This window comes from Achromobacter sp. E1, from assembly GCF_037039475.1.
Taxonomy (GTDB): Bacteria; Pseudomonadota; Gammaproteobacteria; order Burkholderiales; family Burkholderiaceae_B; genus Achromobacter; species Achromobacter mucicolens.
In genome coordinates, this window is the sequence record NZ_CP146253.1 from 2,069,816 (window position 1) to 2,090,408 (window position 20,593).

The following is a 20,593-nucleotide window of genomic DNA, read 5'->3' on the forward strand; positions in this document are numbered from 1 at the left end:
GGCGACGGGCTTCTTTTAGAAGCGGCAAAGATGCGGGCGAAAAAAAAGCCCCGGACGGGGCTCACAAGAGATCAGTCTGCTAGAAACGCGAGGGGGTCCGCCGCCCTAGGCGAGAAATTTCCGTTTCGCTGGAGTTGCAGTGAGTACTCCATAACCGTCGAGTACGCGAGATTTCCTGCTTGGGTCGTCTTGAATTGGCGAGGTGTGGGGTCGTATGAAACGGTCATGTCATTGAGAAACCGCCCGCATTTCGAGCTAAAGGCGGCTCCTGTCGCGAACCAAGCGGTGTACACACCGGAGGGGATACCTTGAAAGGTGTAGGTCTGTCCGCGCCTGACGTACCCACTGAACGCTGTGTGACCCTGTGCGTCTTTGAGTTTCACCAGTGCGTCGCGGTCACCGTTCGCGACGATACGCAGTTCATGGTCTCCATCCGCGCTCGGCCGCTTCAAAACTGTTCCCGAACTCAAGGGAGCACCGTCGTCTTGGCAGAGTTGCCTAAGCGTATCCGCGTCCGATCCCACCTGAATGTACGTGGCGTTGACATACCCAAACCCAGCCCGATGCGACACAGGAATCCAGCCGACACTTTGGGGGCCTTCAATCGACACCGTATCAAGAAATCGGAGCCTGGCAAGCACGTCGTGGTTGGCGCCTGGGCCGGCACGAACATTTAGCTCCACTGCGTTAACTCGTCCCCTCGGTAATTGGCTTGTAACGGGTGCAGCAGAAGGTGCCGGCATGACAGTCGGCAGCCGCGCCGCCTCACCGGGAATTGAAGACCGATTGACAACCGGCGGGGCTGCCGCAGGAGAATTCGATCCATAACGAGTGGAGCTTGGGGTCGGAGAGGACGCGTCCGTCGGCCGCGGGAATTTATGAGCGGGTTGCGTCTTAGATCCGTTCGATTCTATCAACGCTAGAACGACGATTAATACCAAGAAGCCCCCGCCAAAGACCCAGCCGGATGACCATTCGGATCGCGGTTTTGCTCGCGGAGGCGGCTGCGGCGGCGGCTCCTTTCTGGGTGGGGCGGCATGGGACTTTGAACCGGAAGGATCAGCGCCTTGGCTCCGAGCATTTGGTTGATTTTGAGCTCTTTCCTTAGCTTCCTGCTGGGCAATCCAAGCATCATGCGCCGCGCGCCGAGCAGGATCTGACAGCTCCGCGTACGCCTCGTTTATGAGCCGCATTGCGTTCGCTGCGGCCGCAGAACCTCCGTGTTTGTCGGGATGGTACTGCTGGGAAAGAGCCTTATAGGCCGCCCGAATCACGAAATCTGGAGCGTTGCGCGCAACCTTCAGATTGTCGTAGTAAGTGTGGATCGTGGGTCCCATTTCATTCGAGCCAGTGATATGGCGGTTTTTGCTTCACCGCAAAATAATAGCTACACAAATAGTTTTTGGTTACAAGGCGGCGAAAACTTTGTCCCAAATCGCGCGTAGACCACGTTGTCTTCGATTGACAGAATGGTGCGAGGCGCTGCCGGAGCTACGCTCCCTCCGTGCCGGTGCGCGTGCCTGGTCCGCGGCCGACCTTTGAACCGCGTGCAGACTTATTGATACGCAACTCGATGATGCTTTCAATGTCGTCTTTTACGTCATCATCAAGAGCGGCATACTCTTCCGGCTTGATCCGCATAAACGGATAGCACGAGCCGTGTCTATCGGCACCTGTTACCCCCTCCGAGGTTGGTGTAGTCGCAGGGCTGTCCTCGGTACCGTACTGCAGGAAGCTCGCGCTCACCCCAAGGATTTTAGCAATTTCGCCCATCTTGTCGGGGCGAGGCATGGCTTGCCCCAGCGTATAGCGCCGAACCATCTCGTACGTAATCCGCACTCCAGCACGCTTAAGGGCATCGACGATTCCCTGGACTTCCCACGCGCCATTTGCCATCGCCGTTCTCACGCGTTCGGCGAAATCAGGATATCTGATCGGCAGTTTGTTTCTTTCTACCATAGGTAGAAATCTAACAGTCGCGGCGCAGGCGGTCATTTCTATTTTAGGTAGTTGGAAACTTCTACTTTAAGTAGTAGGATTGCGGGTATGGACGAAAAATCACATATCGCCGAGGCGATCGATATCGCCGGGGGGCTGACGGCCGTGGCCAAGCGCGCGTACCCAAAGCAGCTCACTGCGTGGGCCGTATCGAAGTGGCTTCATGGGCTGCCGGCTAGCCGAGTGTTGTTTCTAGCTGAACTCACCGGGTGGCGAAAGACTCCCCATCAGCTTTGTCCCTCCCTATATCCCAATCCGTGGGATGGAATTCCCCCCGGCCGAGCTGGCGATCACGCGGAGCTGGGCGACGGATGCGCAACGGTCCCGGAGGAGGAGAGTGCATGAGGCCCGAGTGCTTTTAGGTCCGATCCAGCCGATTGCTTGCGACCAACGGGCTCGCGCTGATGGCGTCCACTTGTGCCGGGGTACAGCGGCGTGACTGCCGTCATACCGGGCGACGTAGCAGCCAACAGGGCAAGACGCGTGGAGAGATCCCTCAACGCCGCCAGGTCTAGCGATGCTGCGCCGGCCTGCGCGTAGTCGTTGGCTGTTTCGATCCATCCCTTGATCCATGTCTATGTCGGCATTCTGCCCACCGCGCCGAGCGGGGCCAAGCCGAACAACTTCCGATAGGAATCCCATGACCAACCCCGTCCTGCACTCCCTCGAATCGCGCCCGGCTGAAACGTCCGCTGCGGGCAAATGCACTGAGCGCCTGGATATCCCCTGCACCAGCGACCTGTACGACGCGATCGCGGCCCTGGCCACGGTCAGTGGCAAGAACAAGGCCGAGTACGCCCGCGCTGTCCTGGAGCAGCACGCGTTCGGCGCATTGGGCTACGTGCGCGCTCGCGCCAATCCGGTGGCATGACGCTATGACCCTCTCTGATATCAACCATTTCCACCTTTTCTCCGGAGCCGGCGTCGGCGCGGCAGGCATGCAAGACGCGCGACCGGAGATCCCGGGCCTGACAGGGCGCATGGTGTGCTTGGGCGGGATCGACGTGGATGCGGCCGGCGCCGCAGACTTCTTCCGGTTCACGGGTGTGCGTTGCACGGTGCGCGACCTGTTCAGCCGCCAGCAGTACGCCGCGTTCCATGGGCAGCAGCCCCCGGATGGCTGGGTCGAAGCCATGCCGGACGACATCCGCGCGGCTGCCGGCGGGCGCCGTCCCCACATCCTTTTTCTGTCGGCGCCGTGCAAAGGCTTTTCTGGCCTGTTGTCGCATTCGCGCAGTTTGACTGCCAAGTACCAGGCGCTCAATGAGCTGACGCTGCGCGGCATCTGGCTGGCGCTGGAGGCCTGGAAGGACGACCCCGTCGAGGTGATCTTGTTCGAGAACGTGCCCCGCATCGCTTCGCGCGGGCGTCATTTCCTGGATCAGATCGTCCAACTGCTGCGCCATTACGGTTACGTGGTCCGCGAGACGACCCATGACTGCGGCGAGCTGGGCGGCCTTGCGCAGAGCCGCAAACGCTTCCTGATGGTCGCGCGACACGCCGACAAGGTGCCGGCATTCATCTACGAGCCGCCGAAGCGCCCGCTGCGCGCGGTGGGCGAGATCCTGGGCCGCATGCGTCTGCCGGGCGACCTCGCGGCCGGGCCCATGCACCGCATCCCAAACCTGAGCTGGAAAACGTGGGTGCGCCTGGCGTTCGTCGAGGCGGGGAGCGACTGGCGAAGCTTGAACCGCCTGACAGTCCAGGACGGCTACCTGCAGGATTACCTGCTGGTACCGGAAATGCACCGCGGCGCCTTGGGCGTGCACAGCATGCAGGACAGCGTCGGCGTAATCGCCGGCCGCAGCTTCCCCTTGAATGGCGCTTTCTCAGTGGCGGATCCTCGCTTTGATCCGTCGGCCGCGTGGAAAGACGGTCAGGCCTACGGCGTGCGGCGCTGGGATGCGTCGACTGGCGCGATCGCGGGCCAGCAGGGGCCGGGGCAGGGCGCCTATACCGTCGCCGACCCGCGCCACCACGGGCCCGCCAAGCACAGCAACGAATTCCGCATCGTGCGCTATGACGCCGCGGCGCGCGCCGTCACGGGTGCGCATGGCACCGGGCAGTGCATCGCAGACCCTCGCGGCGGTCCAGACCCAAGCAAGCTGCACGGCAAGTATCACACTGCGCGCTGGAGCGAGCATGCCCATGCGGTCATCGCCGGCAACGCCAATGGCGCCTTTTCCGTGGCCGATCCGCGCCCCGGCCTGGCCCGCGAGCGCGGCGATCACTATCTGACCGCCGGGCATTACGGCGTGGCCGCCTGGGACAAGCACATCGGCGCCGTGTCGGCATCGGCTTGTCACGACAACGGCTCATGGTCCGTGGCGGATCCGCGCTCCCTGCCGGCCGCGAATGACAAACTCGTGTGCAGGATCGTGGCCGAGGACGGCACCTGGCATCGGCCGTTCACCACGCTCGAGCTCGCCGCCCTGCAAAGCTTGTACGACCCCGATGATTACGCCGAAGCCGAGGCGCAGGGCGCTCACTTCGTCATGGATGGCAATTCTGACGGTGCCCACCGCGAGCGCATCGGCAACGCGGTACCGAAGAAGGCCGCAACGGCTATGGCCGAGGAAATCGGCCGCGCCATCCTGCTGTCGCGTGCCGGCGAAACATTCCAGCTTTCGGCCACGCCAATCTGGGTGCGCCCGATCGCAACGGCGATGGCAGTGCGTGGGGGAGAACTGCTGTGACAGGCTTATGTGTGGATATTCGCGTCGAACTCAGCAAGCATTTCGGTCTGGCTTTGGAAAAAGTCGTTTGTGATCTTGCGAAGGTACAGAACGCGGTCCTCCGCGTCACCTTTCTGGGGATCCAGTTGGTCCGATTCAGGCGCCGTCTCGTCAGCGTGGTACGCCTCATCAAGCAAGGCCGTAATCGACATCACGGCACGCTGAACTTGTGCTCGCATGTCGAAGGCAAGGCTTACTCGGCGGTGGCCACCAAGCTCGTGGTGGGGCAGATGATCGAAGGCAGCCATTGCCGCCGTCATGGTGGGCAACAGGAACATCTTCCACGAAAAGACAAAGCTCTCGTAGTCGAGTTCAATTGCTGTCTGTCTGACGGCATAGATTTCCTTGTGAAGCTGGACGACAACGGCTTGGCTCCCATGCTCCACCCGGGATCTTTGAAGGTGAAACACTTCAAGCGCGTGGTCGCGTGCTTTGCGCGCCTGCCGCTCCCCAAGCCAGTACGACGCTCCAATAGCGATGATGGAACCGACAGCTTGGATCCAGGCCGCGGCGTCAGCACTGTTTTTTGGCGCAAAGCTGTCGACCTGAGGAGCAAACAGGACACTTACAAGGCCCACTGCCGCAAAGAATCCCACTATGCCGACGGCCACAGCGACGGCGATCGTGCGGGCGTAGGTTTTCATCGGTTGTCTCCTATTCCATCGGGGCGGCGCCATATTAGCGCGGCAGGGGGCACGACATGAACTGGTCGGAAAATGCCATCGCCCGCGCGCTGGCGCGGCAGTCGTTCAATCGGAAGTACCTGGTGGTCGTTCCGAACTGCAACTGGACTGGCCACGAGTGCGACCTGCTGGTGGTGACGGAGAACCTCCGCCTCATCGACGTCGAAATCAAGATCAGCCGTGCGGACCTGAAAGCCGATGCCAAAAAAGAAAAGTGGTGGCACCGAGAATATCTCGGACAGTGGCCCACTGTCTCCGAACTGCGCCACAGCAAGCTGTCAAACGACCTCGTAGAGGTGCGCAGGCACCGCAAGTCCAGGTACAAGAGCACGCCGAAGGACTGGCCGCGCAAGGTCTGGAAGCACTATTACGCGCTGCCGAAGGATATCTGGCACCCCGACCTGTTCGCGGCGCTTCCCAGCGCGCACAGCGGCGTCCTCCTGCTGGACCGCGAGGGCTACCCGCGCCCGGTCGACGCCGGCATGCGCGTGGACTGCGTGCGCCGCGCAACGCCGAATCGTGATGCCCCTTCGATCAGTCCGGCTGCCGCGGTGGACATCGCTCGCTTGGCCAGCCTGCGCATGTGGGACGCATTTGCACGCCTCGAGCACCGGGAGGCTGCATGACGCCCAAACGGCCCTTAATCCGCTACCACGGCGGCAAATGGCGGCTGGCTCCCTGGATCATCCAGCACCTGCCGCCACACCGAGTTTATGTCGAGCCGTTCGCCGGCGGCGCCAGCGTGCTGTTGCGCAAGCCGCGTGCGTACGCCGAGGTCTACAACGATCTGGACGGCGAGATTGTGAATCTGTTCCGCGTAGCCCGCGACGACGGCGAGCGCCTGGCGCGCGCCTGCGAACTGACGCCCTTCGCTCGGGCCGAGTTCGACGACGCGTACGACCCTGCAGACGACCCGCTGGAGCAGGCCAGGCGGACAGTGTTCCGAAGCTTCTCGGGTTTCGGGTCCGCCGCCGTGACGGGGCAATCCAGCGGGTTCCGATCAAACAGTAGCCGGTCAGGGACGACGCCTGCGCATGACTGGATGAATTATCCGGACTGCCTGCGCCTTGCCATTCAACGACTGCGCGGTGTGGTGATTGAAAACCGCGATGCCATCGACTGCATGACCCGCCACGACGGCCCCGAGACGTTGCACTACGTCGATCCGCCTTATGTCCATTCGACACGGTCATTCCGCACCAGGGCGCATTCCTATCGTCACGAGCTGAACGACCAGCAACATGAGCAGCTGGCCGGCATTCTGCACGGCCTGTCAGGAATGGTCGTGCTCAGTGGCTATCGCTGCGAGCTATACGACCGGCTCTACGCCGGATGGACGCGCATTGATGGCAGGTCGCACGCGGATGGAGCCCGGCCGCGCGTCGAGTCCTTGTGGCTGTCGCCGTCCATTCCAAGGGGCACACTTTTTTCAACGGAGGGCACATGACTGATCTGGAGTTGCCCGACCCTCTCACTCCTCCGGATTGCAATCTGCGCGGCCTGCCGTTCATGCCACTGCAGACTGAGCGCCTGTTGGACAGTGACATGATGGCTCTCTCTACCGGCGAGGAGTTCAAGACGGCCCTGCGGCTCTGGTGCAAGAGCTGGAACCAAGAGCCGGCAGCGTCGTTGCCCGACGATGACCGCATCCTGGCCCACTTGGCCGGCAAAGAGCAACCCGCCTGGCGCAAGGTGAAGACCATGGCCCTGCGGGGCTTCGTCAAATGCGCCGACGGGCGCCTTTATCACCCTGTCATTGCTGCCGAGGCAATCAAGGCCATGGCTAGGCGCGAGGAGCACCAGGCCGCGAAGGACGGCGACAGCGAGCGCAAGCGCGAGGAGCGCGAGGACCGAAAGCTGCTGTTTGCCGCTCTGCGTGACATGGGCGTGATCCTGCCGGCGAAAGGCACAAGCACGTCACACCTGCGCGAGGTCGCGGCGTCACGCGGAATATCCATTGTGGTCACTGAGGGTCACAAGGTTGTCACTGTGACACCGAAGGGAAGTCACAAAGAAAGTCACGGCGGTGTCACGGCTAAGACAGGGACAGGGACAGGGACATATATAAAAGAAGAAGCAGCGGCGGCGTCTCTCACGGGCGCACCCGCGTGCGAGGCTGAGTCCTCGCCGCCGCCGCTCGATGCCGACAAGACCCTCGAGGAAAAAGCCGTTGCCGTGGCTGGCTGGCTGCGCCGCAAGGAACAAGCTCGAGGAAAGCAGCCGCGCGGCACGAACGCCAGTGACCCGCGCATTGCGGCGTGGCTCGAGGCCGGCGCCACCGGGCTGCAACTGGCCGAGGCATACGACCAGGCTCTGCTGGACCGCCAGGCCACAGGCGACGCCGGGCCCGTCACACCCGGCTTCCTGGACGTGTTTGTCGCAAAGGTGCTCAACCCGCCCAAGGGCGAGAGCGCCGTGAACGGCAAGCCAAGGCAAGCCGCGCCGTCGGATCCGCTGGCCTGGGCCACAACCGCGTCGGGGATCACAGCCAAGGGCCAGGAGCTGGGCATCGCGCAAGAGCAGGGCGAAATCTTCCCCGCGTTCAAAGCTCGAGTGCATTCGGCCGCAGGCCTGACCGACGCCGATCGCGCCCGACTGCTGGCCGACTACGGGGTGCGCGCATGACGGCCACCGTGCAGTGCGTCGCCTGCGAGCGCTTCACGCTGCGCCATCACACCGGCATGGCCGCGCAAGGCCTGGGCCGGTGCATCGACATGACCGACCGCCCGGGCACGTTCGTCAGCCCGGCGTTTCCCCGGCAATGCCGGAACCATCAACCTGCGCCGGCGGACAAGACCGCGGCGCGTATCGAATGGCTGCGCGAGCTGCGCAGCGAGGGAGTCTGATGACTACGCAATCTCACAGCCTCGTGCTGCCATACCCGATCAGCGCGAACCGCTACTGGGCCAGTAGGACGGTCAAGCCGCGCAACGGCGGAAAGTCGTTCACGACCACCTACGTGACGCCTGAGGCAAAGGCATACAAAGCGCAGGTGGAGCGCATTGTCCTGGCCACCGGAATTTGCCAGCCTATCCTGGGTCGCGTTCAGGTGGACTTGCGCTTGTACCCGCACCGGCCGCAAGACTGGCAGGCGCGGCAACGCAAGTTCGGTGCTGCCTGGGACGACACGGTCCAGTGTTTGGACTTGGACAACGCCCGAAAAGTCGTCTATGACGCCCTCAAAGGCCTGGTCATGGATGACGATGCGTGGGTCAGGCGTGAGACAGGCGAGCGCATGGAACCGGATGTACTGGGCGCGCGGCTGGAGGTGACCGTCACGTCGCTGGTGTCCTGCGACCCGCAAGCTGCCCTGTTCGGCGTGGAGGCTGCAGCATGAGCACACGCGAACGCAACGCGGAAATCACCCGCCGGCGCTTGGCCGGTGAACGTCCAACGGACTTGGCGGCCGAGTTCGGCATCACGTCGGAGCGCATCTGGCAAATCGTCCAGGCCGAGCAGCGCCGGCTGCGCGGCGAGGCGCCTGCCCAGCGCCAGCGCAGCGGGGCCCAGGCTGCCGCGCCCAAATTGTCCCGGCAATCCGAGCCGTTCGCGGTCCGTCCGCGGCTGCGCAAAGCCGCCTCTGGTCGGTGGGAATGCAGCTGCGGTCAGGTGGCGCGTGCAGCTTCCACGCCGGCGGAGGCGTATAGCCGCTGGCTTACGGCATCGATCATGGATGCGCAGCCCAAGGCGTCGACCTCCATCCCCGCTACGCCGCCGGCCCCGCCCAAGGCCGAGGACGAAGTCTCGCGCGCGATCGCCAGCTACCGCGGGGACGTCGAAATCATCAAAGGAACGCCGGCTCGCAAGCCGCTGTCCTTCGCGTCGCGCCTCGGTCTGAACCTGGAGCGTGTGGGTAAGGCCCAACCGCCGGTGCAGAGCCTGGCAGGCGCGCGCAGTCCTCGCAGTGGCGGGTTTCATGACCAGGAATGACCAGCTGGCCCGGCAGGCCGGCGCACGAATTTTTCTCGATTGCCAGGAGCGCACAGTGTCCGAACCGCTTTTCAAGGGTGCCCACCAGGCGCTCACGTACGCCTTCAACTACTCCAGCGGCACGTTGGACAGGCCGGCCATGGTGAAGATGGCCGACCGAACGCCTCGCACCGGCCGCGGCCTGGCCGGCGTCGATGGCGCAGCGCAGGCGGGCTTCATCCTGCGCGAACTGCAAGCGTTGTCGCCGCTGCATCAGCGGATCCTCGAGGCGGCATTCTTGCCGCAAACCACGCCGTGCCCCTGCTGCCACAGCGCAGTCTGGAATGCCGAGTGGCTGCAATCCGTCCGTGTTGTGTCTGACGCCGCCATGGGTGCGGGCGTGCTGTCGGGTCATGTCGTGCACCGGGTTGTCCGCGACGGCTTGGTGATGCGGTATTTCGCGACCAAGGCGAACCGGCCGCGCATTGTGCTCTCGGATCTGGCCAGCAAGGCCGGCATCAGCGAGCGCACCGTCACCGACCAGAACGGAAAAATTACGCTTTGGCTGCGTGGCGCGCGCCTGGTGCGGAAAGGGCGAGGCGAGTTCGACAAGGGGAAGAAGGGCGAGGAGGCAAAGGCCATGGAGCAGGTCGAAGCCGTGCTGCGCCAAGCCGAAATCGTAGGCGAGTTGGCGGTCGCGGCTTGACATTTGCGGATTGCATCCGCAAAATCCGCCTCATTCTGTCACTGGTCATCAGTGCGCCCAAGACCCCGCCGGCAAGCCGAGCGGGGTTTTTTGTTGCCCTCCTGCCTGGCTTTCCCCTCTCCATGCCCTCCAAAAAATCCCCAGCGCCCAAGCCGGCGCGGAAGACGCCTGCGCGCACGAAACGCGCCTTGTCGACCGCTGCCCGCCGTGTGGTGTCCGTGGATAGCGCGTTGTCGCCGCAGCAGCGGCGCTTCGTGGAGGAGTTCGCCGCTGGTGGCTTCACGAACCAGACAAAGGCGTACGAGGCCGTTTACGCGGCGCGTGGTGCGGCGGCCGTCAGTGGCGCATCCCGCCTGCTAGCCCAGGCTAACGTCGCCGCGGCGGTGCAGGCCATGCGCGACAAGCTTTCGGCACAGCTGGAGGTCACCGCCAAACGCGTGCTCGAGGAATGGGTGGCGATGGGCTTCTACGACCCGGCCGACCTGGTGGTTACGGATCCGACCACTGGCGAAGTGCGCGACATCACCAGCCCGCGTGACTTGAAGCTGCTGCCGGAGCAGGTGCGGCGCTGCGTGATCGGCTGGTCCTGGGACCGCAACGGCAACTTCACGCTCAAGCTGGCGCCCAAGACGCCCAACCTGGAGCTGATCGGGCGTCACCTGGGCATGTTCGTGGAGCGCAAGGAGCTGCGCGTGGGCGACTTGGACAAGAAGTCCGACGCCGAGCTGGATGCCGCGATCGCGCAAGCTGCCCAGGAAATCGCCCAGGCCGAAGGCGTTCCGGTGGAAAAGGTTCTCGCCCAGCTGCGCGCGGCCGGCTCGGGACCCACGATGCACTGATGTCCAATCCGCGCGTGATGTTGGCCCGGGCACTGCAGGAGCGTGCCTGGCGCGCCAAGCGCAACCGGCTCAAGTACTACCGGCCATACGCCAAGCAAAGGGAGTTCCACGCACAGGGCGCCGCATACCGCGAGCGCCTTTTTTCCGCCGGCAACCAGCTGGGCAAGACCTATTCGGGCGCCTACGAGACGGCCATGCATCTGACCGGGCGCTACCCGGACTGGTGGGAAGGCAAGGTTTTCCAGAAGCCCACGGCGGGTTGGGCGGCCTCGGTGTCTGCGGCACTGACGCGGGACGGTATGCAGCGCCTGTTGCTGGGCCGGCCTGGTGTCGAGAGCGATCGCGGCACCGGCGCCATCCCGGCCGACGCCATCAAGGAAGTGGCGCCGCTCGCCGGCGTGCCTGGCGCGGTGTCCATGATCGTGGTGCGCCATGGCGGTGGCGGCGATGTCCAGGCCGGCGAGAGCGTGCTGGGCTTTCGGAACTACGAGCAGGGCCGTGCGAAGTTCCAGGCGGAAACGCTCGATTTCGTATGGCTGGACGAGGAGCCGCCGCACGACATCTACATGGAGGCCATCACCCGAACCAACACGACGTTGGGCCCGGTATACATGACTTTCACGCCCCTGATGGGCATGTCCGCGACCGTCAAGCGGTTCCTGATCGACAAGCACATCGGCACGGTCGTGGTGTTCATGGGCATCTACGATGCCGAGCACTACACCCGCGAGCAGGCCGACGCGATTCTGGCCAGCTACCCGGACCACGAACGCGAAGCCCGCGCCTACGGCAAGCCGGTGCTGGGTTCGGGCGCGGTGTTCCCGGTGCCGGAATCCAGCATCGTGGTGCCGCCGTTCAACATCCCAGACAGCTGGCCGCGCATCTGCGGCCTGGATCTTGGCTGGGACCACCCGACGGCCGGCGCTTGGCTGGCCCACAACCTGGACGCCGATATCGTCTACGTCTACGACGTCTACGCCGAGAGAAAGCAGCCGGTGTCCGTGCACGCCAGCGCCATCAAGGCGCGCGGCAAGTGGATCCCGGTTGCATGGCCGCATGATGCCCTACAGGCGCAGAAGGACACCGGCATTCCGATGCGGGATGCCTACCTGGCGCAGGAAGTGGCGATGCTGCCCGAGCGCGCACAGTTCGAGGATGGTTCGAACGGCGTGGAAGCCGGCATCCAGATCATGTTGGACCGAATGATGACCGGCCGGTTCAAGGTGTTTTCGCACCTGGAGCTGTGGCTTTCCGAGTACCGCACCTATCACCGCAAGGACGGCGCCATCGTCAAGATCGACGACGACGTCATATCCGCATCGCGCTATGGCGTGATGTCCCTGCGCTTCGCAGTCAACAACGTGCCCTCAAACTTCAAACGACACCGGGAATCCTGGCGCGCATGAACACTTCCGTTACCGGCTTTCGCCTCCTCGATGGCAGCGACGGCGCGACCGCGCACGCCCGCGATCAGGCGCCGGCCGAGCCCGGCGCGCTGTCCGTGTCCCAGCTTGAACGCTGGCTGGACGAGATTCGCGATCAGCCCAGCTGGCGCCGCGAGGCGGACAAGGCCTGCGACTACTACGACGGCAACCAGCTGGACGCCGAGACGTTGGCGCGCCTGGACGAGAAGGGCCTGGGCCCGTTGGTCACCAATCTCATCCAGCCCACCGTGAACGCCGTGCTGGGCATGGAGGCCAAGACCAGGACCGACTGGCGCGTAGGCGCCGACGATGACCGGTACCAGGACGTCGCCGAGGCGCTTTCGGCCAAGATGCACGAGACGGAACGCGAAGCCCAGGCGGATACGGCCACGTCTGACGCGTACGCCAGCCAGATCAAGGCCGGCTTTGGAGTCGTGGAAGTCTCGCGCAACAGCAACCCATTCAACTACCCGTACCGCGTGACGAGCGTGCCGCGGTCGGAGATTTATTGGGACTGGCGCAGCCGTAGTCTGGACTGGAGCGACGCGCGGTACGTGGTGCGCAAGAAGCGGTACGACGCCGACCACATCGCCGCGTTCTTTCCTGAGCACCGGGAAATGATCCTGGCAGCGTCCAACTGGCGGGACTGGACGGATCACCTGACGAACGAAGCCCGTATGTCCGCGGACTTCTTCAATTCCCTCGGGCAGGGCACGCGCACAACCTGGGACGACCTGGACTGGCGCGATGTCGAGCGCCGCGTGGTGACGTGCTTTGAGGTCTGGTACCGAGTCTGGGTGCGCGGCCTGGTGCTGGCGCTGCCCGGCGGCCGCACGCTGGAGTTCAACGAGCAGAACCAGGTGCATCGCGCGCTGGTTGCGTCGGGCGCCGTTCAGCCCAAGCTGGCCGTCTACGACAAGATCCGCTGCGCCTTTCACATCGGACCGATCCGCGTGCTGGACCGGGGCACCAACCGCCGCAGGTTTCCGTACATCCCTTTCTTCGGCTACCGGGAGGACCTGACGGGTGTGCCCTACGGGATCATCCGGGCGATGCTGTCGCCCCAGGACGAGGTCAACGCCCGCGCCGCTCGCATGATGTGGCTGCTCAACAGCCGGCGTACGTTCATCGACTCCGACGCGCTGGACGAAAAGTACAACACGATGAGCGACGCCAACCGCGAGCTAGGCCGGGCGGACGCCTTCATCGTCACGAATCCAAGGGCGGCCAAGGGCAACATCAAGGTCGAAAGCAACTTCGAGTTGTCCCAGCAGCAGTTCCAGATCATGCAGGAGCGCAAGCAAGCGATCCAGGAGGCTGCCGGCGTGTACGCGGCCATGATGGGCCAGCAGTCCAACGCCAGCTCCGGGCTGGCCATCCAGTCGCTGGTAGAGCAGGGTGTCACCACGCTGGCCAAGATCAACGATAACTACCGGGTGGCCCGGCGCGGCGTGGGTAACGCGTTGCTGGACCTGATCAAAGAGGACATGACCAGCCAGGCCGAAATCCTGGTGGACAACGGGACGGTCAAACGCAAGGTGGTGGTGAACATTCCTCGCAAGGATCCCGTGACGGGCGAGGCCTACAAGGAGAACGATGTGCAGACGGCGCCGGTCAAGGTGGCGCTGTCCGACGTGCCGAGCACGCCCACTTACCGCGCTCAGCAGTTCGCCGCGTTCTCCGAAATCCTGAAATCCATGCCGCCGAACATGCAGGCGCTGCTGATTCCCTTCGCCCTCGAAATGTCCGACTTCGGCAAGCGCAAGGAAATGGCGGCATTCCTTCGCGCGCAACTGGGCATCCAGGCCGACCCGAACTCGCCGGAGGCCCAAGCCGCCCAGGAGCAGGCCGCCCAGGCCGCGAACGCTCAAGCCGAGGCGGCAATGCAGGACGCGCAATCCAAGATCGCCGAGCGGCAGGCCCGCGCCGAAAAGCTGCTGGCCGAGGCCGAGCGCATCCGCCGGGAAGCGGGTGCCGCAGGCGACGCCGACACGGTGGGCCAGGTGGACGGCGCGCTGGCGCGCTACGAAAGCGAAATGCAGGCGCTGCGACAGCAGCTGGCCGATCGCACGTCCGAATGGCAGACCCGCCTGCAGCAGACCGCCATGCACGAAGAAGCCGAAACGGAGCGCGCCCGCATCCGCGCCGAGGCCCAGACGGGCGGCGCACAGATGCAGGAGCGGTTCCAGCAGCTGACCGATGAGGTCGACCAGGTCCTGGCACGGCTGGGCTCTCGCCAGCCCACGGCCGCATAGCGCACCGATACGAATTCCCCGCCCAGGGACACGGGCAACCACAGGCCCCCGCCGAGCAATCGCCGGGGGCTTTTTCGTTTCAACCCACGGACCTATCCGAGAACTAGGAGCAGGAAGACATGAGCACGGAAAACACGACGGACAATCCCATCGATAACCTCGATGCGGTCTTGCGCGACCCCCTCAGCTTGTCGGAAGACGCGCTGGCGGCGCTCGTAGGTGGGCAGGAAGCCACCGCAGACGCCGGCACGACGACGTCCGACGATGACGCCGCGGCGAATGCTGGCGGCAAACCCCAGGGCGATACCAGCGGTGCAGCGCCCGGCACCGGTGAGGACGGGACGCAACATGAGGCCGCCGCCGCGCCGCAGCAGGGTGACGCCGTCGTGCAGGCGAAGGACGGCAAGCACGTCATTCCGTACCAGGTGCTGCAGCAGGAGCGCGAGCGCGCTATCCGCGCTGAGCAGATGGTGCGGGATCTGACCGCGAAGCTGGAACTGGACCAGGCGGCCGCCGAACAGGGCAAGGCGACCAAGTCGCTCGATCTGAATGAGATCGTCGACGAGCAGCTGTTGGAACAGCTGCGCGAAGAAGCTCCCGACGTCGCCAACCGGATGGACAACCTGATCGCCCTGGCCAAGCGCCTGAGCGACCAGGTGGACGCCGGCCGGCCCGCCGCCGAGGAAGCCGAAACCGCGCGGCGTGAGCTGCAGGTGCAAGCGCTGGTGTCCGTCGAGGACACCATCCTGTCCATTCCCAAGCTTGCCCACCTCCGTGCTACCGCCCCGGCCGAGTTCAACGAAGTCGCCGCCATCGACACCATGCTGCGCGCCAAGCCGACATGGAAGGACAAGCCGCTCTCCGAGCGGTTCGATGCGGCGCTCCGTATGTACGAAGCCGAGAACGGTGCGATCGAGCTGCCCGGCCAGGCCAAGGCCGCCCCGGCGCAGCAGCCAGCCGATCAAGCCGCACGCGTTGCGAGCGCCGTCGCGAAAGCGACCGCCGAAGCATCGGGGCCTTCCACGCTTTCCGATATCCCGGGCGGCCAGCCGGCCGCCGCGTCCGCGACCGACGCCATGACGGCCTTGTCGGGCAGCGCCCTGACGGACCACTTCATGAATCTGTCGCCGGACGAAATCGAAGCGCAGCTGGCGCGCCTCTCTTCGTAAATCCCACGAACTGGAGGCAATATGTCCCAAACTACTGTTCCCGTTGGCTCGCCGCTCGCGCGCAAGGTTTTCGGCGCGGCGCTGTTTGCCAACACCCAACGTCAGCCCTCGCTGATGAACAACCTGACCGGCGCGGCGCCGAAGCAGTCGGCCGCCGAGGCGAAGCTGAAAGGCCAGACCAGCCCGGATATGCCCCTGGTCCGCGTGACCGACCTGACGAAGTCGCAGGGCGATCAGGTGAGCGTCGACCTCATCAACCAGACCGGCGGCAAGCCGATCATGGGCGACAAGCAGGCCGAGGGCAAAGGCGAGCGCCTGGACATGTCCAGCATGGACATCCGCATCGACCTGGCCACGAAGGTGGTCGACGCCGGCGGCAAGATGACCCAGCAGCGTACGGTGCACAACCTGCGCGGCCTGGCGATGGCGAACCTGCAGGGCTGGTTCCGCCGCTTCAACGACCAGTCCACGATCGTGCACCTGGCGGGCACGCGCGGTTCGCAAGTGGGCACGGACTGGGTGGTGCCCATGGCGAGCGATCCCGATTTCAGCGAAATCATGATCAACCCCGTCAAGGCGCCGACCTACAACCGTCACTGGGTGGCCGATGGCACGTCGCTGGTGCAGGGCGGCCAGGGCCTGGGCTCGATCGACACCACGGATACGTTCAAGCTGGAGCACCTGGACCACCTGGGCGCGATCATCGACGACATGGAGTTCAAGCTCCAGCCGATCAAGATCGCGGGCGACGCAGCTGCCGATGACGAGCCGCTGTACCTGTTGCTGGTCACGAACCGCATGTGGCAGAGCATCCTGACCAACACCGCTGCCAACAGCCTGCAATGGCGCACGTTCCTCCAGAATGCCTGGAACCGTGCGTCGTCGTTCACCGGCCCCAAGAAGCACCCCCTGTTCACGGGCGAGGCCGGCATCTGGCACAACATCCTGGTGCGCAAGATGGACCGTGCCATCCGCCTGAATCCGGGCGATACGGTCCAGTACTGCACCCAGGCCGGCCAGGCCACGGCCGCCGAGGCCTCCGTCACGATCCCGGCCCTCCAGCCGGGCTACAGCGTCGATCGCGGCATGCTGCTGGGCGCGCAGGCGCTTGCCCACGTCTACGGCAAGAACCAGGGCTCCGACACCTACGCCAACTGGATGGAGAACCGCTACAACTTCGAGCGCAACCTCGAAGTGGCGGGTGAAGTCATGTGCGGCAAGGCCAAGCTGCGCTTCTCCGTTCCCGACGCGCGCGGCAACAAGATCCCGACGGACCACGGCGTGATGGTGCTCGACACCGTCGTCAACCTCAACACCTGATCGGTTGCGGGCGGCCGGGAAGGCCGCCTGCTCCGGTGGAACTGGAGAAATTCATGGATCGCTACTCTCCCGACTACAACGCGAAGCCTCTGCACACGCAGGCCTTCGGCAATGCCTGGGTGGAAACCTACGGCTATCGCAACGCCGCAGCCGTGGGCGACAAGGTTTACCTGGGCGTCATCCCCGCTGGCGTCGTTGTGACCGCGCTGCGCTTGGTTGCCGACGCTGCCGGCGCGGGCGTCAAGGTGGATCTGGGCTTCGAGCCCTACGACGCCTCTGACGGCCCGCTCGCCGATCCGGACGCCTGGCTCGCGGGCGCCGACATCGCCACGGCGGGCAATGTGGACTCCAAGGCACATCCCATCCTGTTCAAGCGCCCGGTCAAGTTGGTCGCGACGATCAGCGGTGCGGCAGTCACCGGCACGCCGCAGCTGACGGCCGTGGTCAACGGTCAGATGGTCGGCGTCGCCTAAGCCCATTTCGGGGCTGTCTCGCCGCACCAAGCGGCGTTCGGGGCCGGGCGGGTGACCGTCTGGCCCCATCTTTTTGGAGTTCCCCATGGAACAGGACAATCCGATCCCGATCATGTACATCGGGTCGAAGGCTCAGAAGAAAGACACGGTGGCGGGCACCGGTCTGGTGTGGGAGCGCGGGCAGATTCACTTTGTGCCGCCGCTGATCGCCATCAAGCTGACGCCCTACAAGGACGTCTGGCGCGAAGCCTGGGACGAGGCGGAAGACAACCCGGCCAGCGTCGGCCTGGTGCTCACGACCCAGCAACACGCCGGCACCCCGCGGTCGGCCGAGCAAAGCCAGGTCCCGCCGTTCAATATGCCGAACCTGCAGGGCATGAAAAAGGAAGACCTCCAGACGTTCGCCCTGGGGCAATTCAACCATCAGCTGGACGGCGCCCTGAAGAAGGACGAAATGATCCAGCAGATCGTCAGCCTGGCCAACTCCCGCGCGGCGGGTGAGCCCACCTAATGGCTGCCCTCGCAGACTTCGAGCGGTTCGTGCTGCCGCTGGTGGAAGGCGCGCCGGCGCCGGCGGTTGAAGATGCCATCCTGGATGCTTCCGTCGAATTCTGCACACGCACGCGCTTGCTGCGCGCCTTTCTGGACCCGCTGACGCTGGTTCCGGGCACGACCGAATACGAGCTGGATCCGCCCGAGGCGGACACGCAGATCGTCGATGTCACCGGCGCCTGGCTGCCCGAGGGCCAGATTGACCCGGCGACCCGGCCCGAACTCGAGGAAATGTTCCCGGCGGGATGGGCCTGGCGCCAGGTTGGTACGACGGCTGAGGTGAGCCGCTTCTATTGCCGCCTACCCGGCTTCGTCCAGCTGGTGCCGGCGCTGTCGGTCAAGGCGCCGCGAGCGCTGCGCCTGGAAGTTGCGTATGCACCCACGCGCACCTCGCGCGAATTGCCCGACGTGCTGCTCAACCGCTACGCCGAGCAACTGGCAAGCGGAGCGCTGGCGCGCCTGCACCAGCACAAGGCCGGGTATGCAGATCCGGGCCGGGCGGCCGCCTATCTGACCGCCTTCGATCAGGTATGCAGCGTCCTGGCGGATGAGGGTGCCCGCGGGTTTGCCAAGCGGCGCATGCGCACGGGTGGAGACGAATTCCGATGAAAGTGGCCGATGTGCTGGACCGCGCGCGGACGATCTTGCAGGACGCCGACGCCGTGTATTGGGAGGACGACGAGCTGCCGAAGTGGCTGAGCGACGCCCGCCTAGAGGCGTACAGGCTGCGCCCCGATATCTTCGAGGCGTCTGAGGACTTCACCTGCGCCGAGGGTGCGCGGCAGAAATTGCCGGGCGGCGCCCGGCTGTTGTTCGACGTGCCGCGAAACATATCCGCCAAGCGGCAGCGAGCGGTGACGGTGGCAGACGCGGGCGCGCTTGGCCGCGTGCGGCCCAATTGGCGCAGCCTGGCTCCGGCCCAAGAGATCCGCCACTTCCTTTACGACGAACGCAGCCCGGGCCAGTTTGAGGTGTACCCGCCCGCGCGCGCCGGCGTGGTCATCGAACTGTCGTACGCCAAGCTGCCCGCGGCCGTGACCAAGGACATGGGCAATCAGGACCTGGCGCCGGAAGGCGAATACGCCCCGGCGCTCGTGGATTACGTCCTGTACCGGGCCTTCCTGAAGGAGGCCGACACCGTGCCCGCTTTCCACCAGCGCGCGGCGCAGCACCTGGCCGCGTGCCACTCCACCCTGACCGGCGACGTTACCGCGAAGGCAATGACCAGCCCCAACGAGCAGAAATAGAGCATGGCCACGACCAAAATTCGCCTGGTGCAGGGCGACACCGCGCCCGACCTGATTCTGTCGCTCACGGACGAGCGTACCGGTCTTCCCATCAACGTCGCCGATGCCGGCACCACCGTCCGCGTCTTGTTCCGGGAAGTGGGCGGCGATGCGATCAAGGCGACGATGCCGGCCCGCCCCATCGCCGGTTACCAGGACCCGGAGACGCAGGAAATCGACTACAGGCCGCCATACGACCAGCCAGGCCGGGGCGGGCGCGTTGTCATGCAGTGGGACGCGACAGCGCTGGACACTGCCGGCGAGTTCGAGGCTGAGGTGGAAACGACCTTCCAAGACGGGCGAAGCCAAACGGCCTTCGGCATCCTGAAGTTCCAGGTCCGTGAGCAGTTCTAACAACAGGTCCGGCGGCGTGCGCCTCGAGCAGGAGATTGTGCGGCCGACCGCGCGCGCTGAGGCGGCGAGCATCGCGGCGCTCCCGCAATGGGTGATCGTCCAGGTCCAGGCGATTCTGGATGCTCGCGGGCTGAATCCCTTGTATTCAGACGTCGCTTCTGCGCTGGATGCGTTGACTCTCATTCGAACCAGCCCGGTGATGGACATGGCCGCGGCTTCCGACCTCATCGCTACGCTGACCCAGCTCGCGCTGCGCGATCTTTCTCTGGCCGGCGACGCGCTGAACTGGCGCGCCTCTCAGCCCCTTCGTGACGCCAGTGCGAATACCGACGGCGGCTCCATTTTCAAGCAGAGCTACGCAACCAACTACGTCGAAAACACGTACGTCGGCGAAGAACTCACCTCGTTTTAGGACTCAAGCACCATGAAAGATCAGGCGCCTTTGAAAAGTGCGGCTGGGGCCTCCGGCCGTCTGGAGATCATCGCCTATCGCGGCAAGACCGGGGAAGTTGACCGCTTCGTGGTGGACAACATCTGGGTGGACGGCGGCCTGGGCTATATCGCGGCACGCTGCGCAGGCGAGGTCGTGAATCCGATTTCGCATATGTCCGCCGGCACCTCGGCCGCGCCGGCAGCAGGCACCGATACCGCGCTCGGCGCGGAATTCGCCGGCGCCAGGCGCCCGGTTACGGTTGCCGGCACTGGCGCGCAGCGAGTGTACTCGGCGGTCTTCCCCGCCGGCGTTGCGACAGGTGACTGGCGCGAGGCTGGACTGTTCAATGGCGCCGCCGCCGGCCTCATGACGAATCGCACGGTGTTCGGGCTCAAGACGAAGGATCCAGAAGACGTGTTCACGGTCAACTGGACCCTGCGGCATCAGCGAGGCTGAC

General features: G+C 64.7%; 24 protein-coding genes. 21 read left to right on the plus strand and 3 right to left on the minus strand.

The genetic code is table 11. From position 1 onward, the window contains the following. Positions 1–71 precede the first annotated feature (71 nt). Both V6V88_RS09410 and V6V88_RS09415 read right to left on the minus strand, forming a co-directional pair. Positions 72–1,337, minus strand: a complete 1,266-nt coding sequence (locus V6V88_RS09410) for a DnaJ domain-containing protein (RefSeq protein ID WP_338618979.1) — start codon at positions 1,335–1,337, stop codon at positions 72–74. A gap of 154 nt (positions 1,338–1,491) precedes the next feature. After that, positions 1,492–1,959 (minus strand): hypothetical protein, encoded by a 468-nt coding sequence (locus V6V88_RS09415; RefSeq protein ID WP_338618982.1) that lies wholly within the window; start codon positions 1,957–1,959, stop codon positions 1,492–1,494. A gap of 679 nt (positions 1,960–2,638) precedes the next feature. Between V6V88_RS09415 and V6V88_RS09420 the strand changes: the two genes are divergently transcribed. Both V6V88_RS09420 and V6V88_RS09425 read left to right on the plus strand, forming a co-directional pair. Further along, a complete protein-coding gene (locus tag V6V88_RS09420) occupies positions 2,639–2,869 on the plus strand; it encodes a hypothetical protein (protein WP_313619522.1) in 231 nt (76 codons plus the stop codon). Between the two features lie 67 nt (positions 2,870–2,936). Beyond that, positions 2,937–4,694 carry a DNA cytosine methyltransferase gene (locus V6V88_RS09425; protein ID WP_338618987.1) on the plus strand — a complete coding sequence of 586 codons (1,758 nt, stop codon included), beginning with the start codon at positions 2,937–2,939 and terminating at the stop codon, positions 4,692–4,694. Positions 4,695–4,699: 5 nt separating this feature from the next. Here the strand turns inward: V6V88_RS09425 and V6V88_RS09430 are convergent, their stop codons facing one another. Next, entirely contained in the window at positions 4,700–5,377 is a 678-nt protein-coding gene (locus V6V88_RS09430) for a hypothetical protein (protein WP_338618989.1), read from the minus strand. A gap of 56 nt (positions 5,378–5,433) precedes the next feature. Between V6V88_RS09430 and V6V88_RS09435 the strand changes: the two genes are divergently transcribed. From V6V88_RS09435 to V6V88_RS09525, 19 genes are all read left to right on the plus strand, one after another. Next, the gene (locus V6V88_RS09435) at positions 5,434–6,042 is read left to right on the plus strand and encodes a hypothetical protein (RefSeq protein WP_338618991.1); all 609 of its coding nucleotides are present in this window, start codon (positions 5,434–5,436) and stop codon (positions 6,040–6,042) included. After that, positions 6,039–6,863 (plus strand): DNA adenine methylase, encoded by an 825-nt coding sequence (locus V6V88_RS09440; protein WP_338618993.1) that lies wholly within the window; start codon positions 6,039–6,041, stop codon positions 6,861–6,863. Before V6V88_RS09435 ends, V6V88_RS09440 begins: the two co-directional genes overlap by 4 nt. Continuing rightward, positions 6,860–8,041 (plus strand): DUF1376 domain-containing protein, encoded by a 1,182-nt coding sequence (locus V6V88_RS09445; protein WP_338618994.1) that lies wholly within the window; start codon positions 6,860–6,862, stop codon positions 8,039–8,041. Before V6V88_RS09440 ends, V6V88_RS09445 begins: the two co-directional genes overlap by 4 nt. Further along, the gene (locus tag V6V88_RS09450; RefSeq protein WP_338618997.1) at positions 8,038–8,262 is read left to right on the plus strand and encodes a hypothetical protein; all 225 of its coding nucleotides are present in this window, start codon (positions 8,038–8,040) and stop codon (positions 8,260–8,262) included. The genes V6V88_RS09445 and V6V88_RS09450 overlap by 4 nt, the downstream gene beginning before the upstream one ends. Next, positions 8,262–8,753 (plus strand): RusA family crossover junction endodeoxyribonuclease, encoded by a 492-nt coding sequence (locus V6V88_RS09455; RefSeq protein WP_338619000.1) that lies wholly within the window; start codon positions 8,262–8,264, stop codon positions 8,751–8,753. The genes V6V88_RS09450 and V6V88_RS09455 overlap by 1 nt, the downstream gene beginning before the upstream one ends. Continuing rightward, the gene (locus V6V88_RS09460; RefSeq protein ID WP_338619002.1) at positions 8,750–9,346 is read left to right on the plus strand and encodes a hypothetical protein; all 597 of its coding nucleotides are present in this window, start codon (positions 8,750–8,752) and stop codon (positions 9,344–9,346) included. The genes V6V88_RS09455 and V6V88_RS09460 overlap by 4 nt, the downstream gene beginning before the upstream one ends. Further along, positions 9,333–10,031: a hypothetical protein gene (locus tag V6V88_RS09465; RefSeq protein ID WP_338619003.1), complete on the plus strand. Its 699-nt coding sequence runs from the start codon at positions 9,333–9,335 to the stop codon at positions 10,029–10,031. Before V6V88_RS09460 ends, V6V88_RS09465 begins: the two co-directional genes overlap by 14 nt. A 188-nt stretch (positions 10,032–10,219) precedes the next feature. Beyond that, positions 10,220–10,870, plus strand: a complete 651-nt coding sequence (locus V6V88_RS09470; RefSeq protein ID WP_338619005.1) for a terminase small subunit — start codon at positions 10,220–10,222, stop codon at positions 10,868–10,870. After that, entirely contained in the window at positions 10,870–12,276 is a 1,407-nt protein-coding gene (locus V6V88_RS09475) for a terminase family protein (protein ID WP_338619007.1), read from the plus strand. Before V6V88_RS09470 ends, V6V88_RS09475 begins: the two co-directional genes overlap by 1 nt. Next, complete coding sequence (locus tag V6V88_RS09480; protein ID WP_338619009.1) at positions 12,273–14,549, plus strand: hypothetical protein; 2,277 nt, start codon at positions 12,273–12,275, stop codon at positions 14,547–14,549. Before V6V88_RS09475 ends, V6V88_RS09480 begins: the two co-directional genes overlap by 4 nt. A 119-nt stretch (positions 14,550–14,668) precedes the next feature. Further along, positions 14,669–15,718, plus strand: coding sequence for a hypothetical protein (locus tag V6V88_RS09485; RefSeq protein WP_338619012.1), 1,050 nt, complete (start codon positions 14,669–14,671; stop codon positions 15,716–15,718). 21 nt (positions 15,719–15,739) lie between these two features. After that, positions 15,740–17,038, plus strand: a complete 1,299-nt coding sequence (locus V6V88_RS09490; protein WP_338619015.1) for a DUF4043 family protein — start codon at positions 15,740–15,742, stop codon at positions 17,036–17,038. Positions 17,039–17,091: 53 nt separating this feature from the next. Continuing rightward, positions 17,092–17,511 (plus strand): hypothetical protein, encoded by a 420-nt coding sequence (locus V6V88_RS09495; protein ID WP_313619550.1) that lies wholly within the window; start codon positions 17,092–17,094, stop codon positions 17,509–17,511. Positions 17,512–17,596: 85 nt separating this feature from the next. Beyond that, positions 17,597–18,022, plus strand: coding sequence for a hypothetical protein (locus tag V6V88_RS09500; protein WP_338619018.1), 426 nt, complete (start codon positions 17,597–17,599; stop codon positions 18,020–18,022). Then, a complete protein-coding gene (locus V6V88_RS09505) occupies positions 18,022–18,672 on the plus strand; it encodes a hypothetical protein (protein WP_338619020.1) in 651 nt (216 codons plus the stop codon). The genes V6V88_RS09500 and V6V88_RS09505 overlap by 1 nt, the downstream gene beginning before the upstream one ends. After that, entirely contained in the window at positions 18,669–19,310 is a 642-nt protein-coding gene (locus V6V88_RS09510; RefSeq protein WP_338619021.1) for a DUF6682 family protein, read from the plus strand. The genes V6V88_RS09505 and V6V88_RS09510 overlap by 4 nt, the downstream gene beginning before the upstream one ends. Before the next feature lie 3 nt (positions 19,311–19,313). Beyond that, complete coding sequence (locus V6V88_RS09515; RefSeq protein ID WP_338619022.1) at positions 19,314–19,703, plus strand: hypothetical protein; 390 nt, start codon at positions 19,314–19,316, stop codon at positions 19,701–19,703. Beyond that, positions 19,690–20,115, plus strand: coding sequence for a hypothetical protein (locus V6V88_RS09520; protein ID WP_338619023.1), 426 nt, complete (start codon positions 19,690–19,692; stop codon positions 20,113–20,115). The genes V6V88_RS09515 and V6V88_RS09520 overlap by 14 nt, the downstream gene beginning before the upstream one ends. Positions 20,116–20,127: 12 nt before the next feature. Then, entirely contained in the window at positions 20,128–20,592 is a 465-nt protein-coding gene (locus tag V6V88_RS09525; protein WP_338619027.1) for a hypothetical protein, read from the plus strand. Position 20,593 lies beyond the last annotated feature (1 nt).